The sequence below is a fragment of the Actinomycetes bacterium genome (assembly GCA_035489715.1).
Classification (GTDB): domain Bacteria; phylum Actinomycetota; class Actinomycetes; order JACCUZ01; family JACCUZ01; genus DATHAP01.
The window spans coordinates 22,831-29,353 of the sequence record DATHAP010000182.1 but is presented as its reverse complement, the minus strand read 5'-3'; the positions used below and the strand labels follow the sequence as shown (position 1 = coordinate 29,353).

The following is a 6,523-nucleotide window of genomic DNA, read 5'->3' as shown; positions in this document are numbered from 1 at the left end:
GTGTCGACCCGCTCGGTGCGCGACGCGTCGGGCCCGTCGCCGCGCCAGCGGACGACCCGGCGGCGGACCGTCACCCTGCCCATGCGCACCTCCCGGGGGTACCCCGGCGACCGGGGTCTAGGGTCACGATAAGCGGGTACCCCGGCCACGGCAGACCCGCACGGACCGCGGGCAACGAGCCACGACACGAGCAGGAGCGATGGGCGTCCGGACCTGGATCGAGGACTGGCCGGTCTACCGCCAGCTGACCGGGCCCGACCCGCTCGGCCGCGGCACGGCAGCGATGTCGGCCCGCTCCGACGCCCTCGTCCCGCGCACCGAGGAGGCCGACGGGGTCGCGCGCTCGGTCTGCCCCTACTGCGCGGTCGGCTGCGGGCAGCGGGTGTTCCACAAGGACGGCAAGGTCACCCAGATCGAGGGCGACCCGGACAGCCCCATCTCGCGCGGCCGGCTGTGCCCCAAGGGCAGCGCCAGCAAGAACCTCGTCACCAGCCCCCTGCGGCAGAAGCACGTGCTGCACCGCGCGCCGTACGCCACGGACTGGCAGCGGCTCGACCTGCCGACGGCGATGGAGATGATCGCCGACCGGGTGGTCGCCGCGCGCGCCGAGACCTGGCAGGACAAGGACGCCCAGGGCCGGCCGCTGCACCGCACGCTGGGCATCGCCAGCCTCGGCGGCGCGACGCTGGACAACGAGGAGAACTACCTCATCAAGAAGCTGTTCACCGCCCTCGGCGCACTGCAGATCGAGAACCAGGCGCGGATATGACACTCCTCCACGGTTCCCGGTCTGGGGACCTCGTTCGGCCGTGGTGGCGCAACCAACTCCCAGCAGGACATCGCCAACGCTGACTGCGTCGTGATCCAGGGGTCGAACATGGCCGAGGCGCACCCGGTCGGCTTCCAGTGGGTCATGGAGGCGAAGGCGCGCGGCGCGAAGGTCATCCACGTCGACCCGCGCTTCACCCGGACCAGCGCCTTGGCCGACACCTACGTGCCGCTGCGCGCCGGCACCGACATCGCCTTCCTCGGCGGCGTGATCAACTACGTGCTCGAGCACGGGCTGGACTTCCGCGAGTACGTCGTCGCCTACACCAACGCCGCCACCATCGTCTCCGACGACTACGTGGACGCGGCTGACGCCGACGGCCTCTTCTCCGGCTTCGAGCCGGACACCCGCACTTACGACACGTCGTCCTGGCAGTACGAGGGCCAGGAGGACGACCAGCAGCAGTCGGGCAGCGGTGAGTCGCACAGCCAACGGGAGACCGCTTCGGCGATGCAGCACGAGACCCACGGCGGGTCGACCTACGCCCACCCGATGCGCGACGAGACGCTGCAGCATCCCCGGTGCGTCTACCAGCTGCTCAAGCGGCACTTCGCGCGCTACACGCCCGAGATGGTGGAGCGCACCTGCGGCATCTCGCCCGAGCAGCTGCGCGAGGTGTGCGAGGCGTGGACGGCCAACAGCGGCCGGGAGCGCACCACGATGCTCGTCTACTCGGTCGGCTGGACCCAGCACAGCGTGGGCGTGCAGTACATCCGGGCCGGCGCGATCCTGCAGCTGCTGCTGGGCAACGTCGGCCGGCCCGGCGGCGGCGTGATGGCGCTGCGCGGGCACGCGAGCATCCAGGGGTCGACCGACATCCCGACGCTGTTCAACCTGCTGCCCGGCTACCTGCCGATGCCCCACCACGAGCAGCACGCGACGTTCCGCGACTGGGTGGACGCGGTGCGGCACCCGGGGCAGAAAGGCTTCTGGTCCGGCGCGGAGGGCTTCGCGGTCAGCCTGCTCAAGGCGTGGTTCGGCGAGGCGGCGACCGCCGACAACGACTGGTGCTACGACCACCTGCCACGGCTGACCGGCGACCACGGCACCTACAACACGGTCCTCGACATGATCGCGGGGACTGTCACGGGCTACTTCCTGCTGGGGCAGAACCCCGCGGTCGGGTCGGCGCACGGAAAGGCCCAGCGGCTCGGCATGGCCAACCTGGACTGGCTGGTCGTGCGCGACCTGTTCCTGGTCGAGAGCGCGACCTTCTGGCAGGACAGCCCCGAGATCGAGACGGGGGAGATCGTCCCCGAGGAGTGCCGCACCGAGGTCTTCTTCCTGCCGGCCGCCTCCCACGTCGAGAAGGCCGGCACCTTCACCCAGACCCAGCGGCTGCTGCAGTGGCGCGAGCAGGCGGTCGAGCCCGAGGAGGACTGCCGGTCAGAGCTCTGGTTCTTCTACCACCTGGGCCGGCTGGTGCGGGAGCGGCTGGCGGTCTCGACCGAGCGGCGGGACCGGCCGGTCCTCGACCTGGTGTGGGACTACCCGACGCACGGCGAGACCGAGGAGCCCAGCGCCGAGGACGTGCTCCGGGAGATCAACGGCTTCCAGGTGGCCGACGGGTCACCGCTGTCGTCCTACACCGAGCTGAGGAAGGACGGGTCGACGGCCGCCGGCTGCTGGATCTACACCGGGGTCTACGCCGACGGCGTCAACCAGGCCGCCCGGCGCAAGCCTCGCGGCGAGCAGGACCAGGTGGCGTCCGAGTGGGGCTGGGCCTGGCCGGCCAACCGGCGCATCCTCTACAACCGCGCCTCTGCCGACCCCGAGGGTCGGCCGTGGAGCGAGCGGAAGCGCTACGTCGAGTGGGACGAGGACCAGCGCAGGTGGGTCGGGCCGGACGTGCCCGACTTCGAGGTGGACAAGCCGCCGTCCTACCGACCGTCGAAGGGCGCGAGCGGTGTCGAGGCGATCGCCGGCGACGACCCGTTCGTCATGCAGGGCGACGGCAAGGCGTGGCTGTTCGCGCCGGTCGGCCTGATCGACGGCCCGATGCCCACCCACTACGAGCCGGCAGAGTCCCCCTTCCGCAACCGGCTGCACGGGCAGCAGGCCAACCCGACCCGCAAGTCGTACGAGGGTCTGAACAACGTGACCAACCCGAGCCCGCCCGAGGAGCGTTCCGAGGTCTTCCCGCACATCTTCACCACCAGCCGCCTGACCGAGCACCACACCGCGGGAGGCATGAGCCGCTACGTCGGCTACCTCGCCGAGCTGCAGCCCGAGATGTTCGTCGAGGTCTCACCGCAGCTCGCAGCCGAGATCGGGCTGGAGCACCTCGGGTGGTGCCACCTGGTCACCTCGCGCTCCGCCGTGGAGGGCCGGGTGGTCGTCACCGACCGGCTGCGGCCGCTGCGCATCGACGGCCGGGTGGTCCACCAGGTGTGGCTGCCCTACCACTGGGGGCAGGGCGGGCTCACCTCCGGCGACGCGGCCAACGACCTGGTCGGCATCGCGCTGGACCCCAACGTCCTCATCCAGGAGAGCAAGGTGGGCACCTGTGACGTACGGCCGGGCCGGCGGCCACGGGGGCCGGACCTGACGGCGTACGTCCACGACTACCGGCAGCGGGCCGGGATCGCCGAGGGTCACGAGATCCCCTTCGTGACCGCGGCCGATGAGGCGGGCCGGTCATGAGCCGCAACAGCCTCTTCGGCCCCCTCGACCCGGCGCCGGACGCGGGCCACGCCGACCCGCCGCCGCGCAAGGGCTTCTTCACCGACACCAGCGTGTGCATCGGCTGCAAGGCGTGCGAGGTGGCCTGCAAGGAGTGGAACCTCCTGCCGGCCGACGACGCCGGGTCGATGAACCTGCTCGGCCTGTCCTACGACAACACCGGCGCACTCGGCGCGAGCAGCTGGCGCCACGTCGCGTTCATCGAGCAGCCGGCACCCGCTGCCCGCGAGCCGGAGTTCCTCGGCATGCCGACCTCGACGCTGCCGGGGGCGTCGCCCGAGCACCAGCGCACGGAGCTGCGATGGCTGATGTCCAGCGACGTGTGCAAGCACTGCACCCACGCCGCGTGCCTCGACGTGTGCCCGACCGGCTCGCTGTTCCGCACCGAGTTCGGCACCGTCGTGGTGCAGGAGGACATCTGCAACGGCTGCGGATACTGCGTGAGCGCCTGCCCCTACGGGGTCATCGACCGGCGCGAGGGCGACGGCCGGGCCTGGAAGTGCACGCTCTGCTACGACCGGCTCAAGGGCGACCTGCAGCCGGCCTGTGCGACGGCGTGCCCCACCCAGTCGATCCAGTTCGGCGACCTCGACGAGCTGCGCGAGCGGGCTGCCCGCCGGGTCGACGACCTGCACGGCGCCGGCGTCGCCGAGGCACGCCTCTACGGCCACGACGAGGACGACGGGGTCGGTGGCGACGGGGCGTTCTTCCTGCTCCTCGACGAGCCCGAGGTCTACGGCCTCCCGCCGGACCCCGTCGTCACCACCCGCGACCTGCCCGCCATGTGGCGGCGGGCCGCGCTGGCCGGTGCCGCGATGGCCGCGGCGACCGTGGCGGCGTTCGTGGGCGGCCGCCGATGAGCCCGCGGCGTGGCGAGGACGTCATGGTGCCGCCCGCCGACTTCCGCTCCTACTACGGCCGGCCGATCCTCAAGCGGCCGGTGTGGACGCACGAGATCGCGGCCTACCTGTTCACCGGCGGGCTGGCGGCGGGCTCGTCGCTCCTCGCCGCCGGGGGCGACCTGACCGGCCGGCCGGGGCTGCGCCGCGCGGGGCGTGCGACGGCGATGGCCGCCCTGCTCGCGAGCACCGGCCTGCTGGTCAAAGACCTTGGCCGCCCCGAGCGGTTCCTCAACATGCTCCGGGTCGCCAAGCCGACCTCGCCGATGTCGGTGGGCAGCTGGGTCCTGGCGGCCTACGGGGGAGCGGCGACCGGTGCTGTCGCCGCCGAGGTCGCCCGGGCCGTCGACCCGCGCGGCCCGGTCCTGCGGCCGCTGGCCCGCGTCGTGACCGTGGCCGGCCGGCCGGCCGGCCTGGCCGCGGCTGCTCTCTCACCGGCGCTGGCGACGTACACCGCCGTGCTGCTCGCGGACACCGCCGTGCCGTCGTGGCACGAGGCCTATCCGCAGCTGCCCTTCGTGTTCGCCGGCAGCGCGCTCGCCAGCGGCGCCGGCGTCGGGCTGATCGTGGCGGGCGACCGGGAGGTCGGGCCCGCGGAGCGGCTGGCGGTCGTCGGCGCCGGGATGGAGCTCCTTGCCGCGCGGTCGGTGCGACACAACCTCGGGATCCTCAGCGAGCCCTACACCACCGGGCGCCCGGGGCGGCTGCTGCACGCCGGTGAGGTGCTCACGTCGCTCGGCGTGGCCGGGGCCCTCCTCGGGCGCCGGAGCAGGGTGGTGCGCGGGCTGTCCGGCCTCAGCCTGCTGACCGCGGCGGCGGTCACCCGGTTCGGCATCTTCGAGGGCGGCGTGGCGTCCACCGAGGACCCGCGGTACGTCGTCGTCCCGCAGCGCGGCCGGCTGGAAGGTCGGGGTCAGACCACCTCGACGGTCACGCCGTCGGACCGCGGCGCCAAGAGCTCCCCGACGACCGGGTAGCCGGGCAGCTCGCCCACGACCAGCAGGCCGCCGCTGGTCTGCGCGTCGGCCAACAGGAGCAGCTCGTCCTCGTCGGCCGAGGTGTCGAGGTGCGCACGCACCCAGTCCAGGTTGCGGCGGGTGCCGCCGCTGACGAAGCCGCCGGCCAGAGCGGCCCGGGCGCCGTCGAGGTAGGGGACGGCGCGGCTCTCGATGCGCGCCGTGACCTCGCTCGCCCGCGCCAGCTTGTGCAGGTGGCCGAGCAGTCCGAAGCCGGTCACGTCGGTCGCGCAGGTTACCCCGGCAACCAGCGCGGCTCGCGAGGCGTCGCGGTTGAGGGTCGTCATCGTGGCGACCGCCTGCTCGAAGACCTCGCCGGTCGCCTTGTGCCGGTTGTTGAGCACGCCGGTGCCCAGCGGCTTGGTGAGCGTCAGGGGGAGCCCGGCGCGACCGGCGTCGTTGCGCAGCAGCCGGGCCGGGTCGGCGAGGCCGGTGATCGCCATGCCGTACGTCGGCTCAGGCGTGTCCACGCTGTGGCCGCCACCGACGTGGCAGCCGGCCTGTGTCGCGACGTCGACGCCACCGCGCAGCACCTCGCGGGCCAGCTCGAAGGGCAGGACGTCGCGCGGCCAGCCGAGCAGGTTGACCGCGACCAGCGGCTCGCCGCCCATCGCGTAGACGTCGGAGAGCGCGTTGGCCGCGGCGATGCGGCCCCAGTCGTAGGGGTCGTCGACCACCGGGGTGAAGAAGTCAGCCGTCGCGACGACGGCACGGTCCCCGTCGATGCGGACCACGGCGGCGTCGTCGCCGGTCGCCAGCCCGACGACGAGGTCACCGGCACCGGGCACCGCGTCGATGCCCAGCCCGGCCACCACCGACTCCAGCTCGCCCGGCGGGATCTTGCAGGCGCAGCCGCCGCCGTGCGCGTACTGCGTCAGGCGGACGTCCGTGGCCCGGCCGGCGGTCGCCGTCATGCCGGCGACCCTACGTCGGCTGCATAGGATCAGCGGCGGAGGCGTACCCGTCCTGGTGGGCGGCGCGGTCTTCAACACCGACGTGGCCCAGGACCTGGGTCAGGCGGGTTCGATTCCCGTCCGCCTCCGCCACCCATCCGCCCCCGCCCTCCGTCCGCCGAGTGGTGGACGTCGGGGCACTTC

At 73.0% G+C, this 6,523-nt stretch carries 4 protein-coding genes and 1 tRNA gene; 4 read left to right on the top strand and 1 reads right to left on the bottom strand.

Features of this window, described 5'->3' with window-relative positions:
- Window positions 1–199 precede the first annotated feature (199 nt).
- Genes fdh through nrfD form a run of 3 tightly spaced genes read left to right on the top strand, consistent with a single transcriptional unit; the run spans window position 200 to window position 5,387 of the window.
- Window positions 200–3,472 carry a formate dehydrogenase gene (fdh, locus tag VK640_14860; protein HTE74461.1) on the top strand — a complete coding sequence of 1,091 codons (3,273 nt, stop codon included), beginning with the start codon at window positions 200–202 and terminating at the stop codon, window positions 3,470–3,472.
- Window positions 3,469–4,371 carry a 4Fe-4S dicluster domain-containing protein gene (locus VK640_14855; GenBank protein ID HTE74460.1) on the top strand — a complete coding sequence of 301 codons (903 nt, stop codon included), beginning with the start codon at window positions 3,469–3,471 and terminating at the stop codon, window positions 4,369–4,371. The genes fdh and VK640_14855 overlap by 4 nt, the downstream gene beginning before the upstream one ends.
- On the top strand, window positions 4,368–5,387 hold the full coding sequence (nrfD, locus tag VK640_14850; GenBank protein ID HTE74459.1) for an NrfD/PsrC family molybdoenzyme membrane anchor subunit: 1,020 nt from the start codon (window positions 4,368–4,370) through the stop codon (window positions 5,385–5,387). The genes VK640_14855 and nrfD overlap by 4 nt, the downstream gene beginning before the upstream one ends.
- Here the strand turns inward: nrfD and selD are convergent.
- Window positions 5,324–6,340, bottom strand: a complete 1,017-nt coding sequence (gene selD / locus VK640_14845; protein ID HTE74458.1) for a selenide, water dikinase SelD — start codon at window positions 6,338–6,340, stop codon at window positions 5,324–5,326. The genes nrfD and selD overlap by 64 nt on opposite strands.
- Window positions 6,341–6,377: 37 nt before the next feature.
- On the opposite strand from selD, the gene VK640_14840 reads away from it, so the two are divergent.
- Window positions 6,378–6,472 (top strand) — tRNA-Sec (locus VK640_14840).
- The last annotated feature ends 51 nt before the right edge of the window (window positions 6,473–6,523 follow it).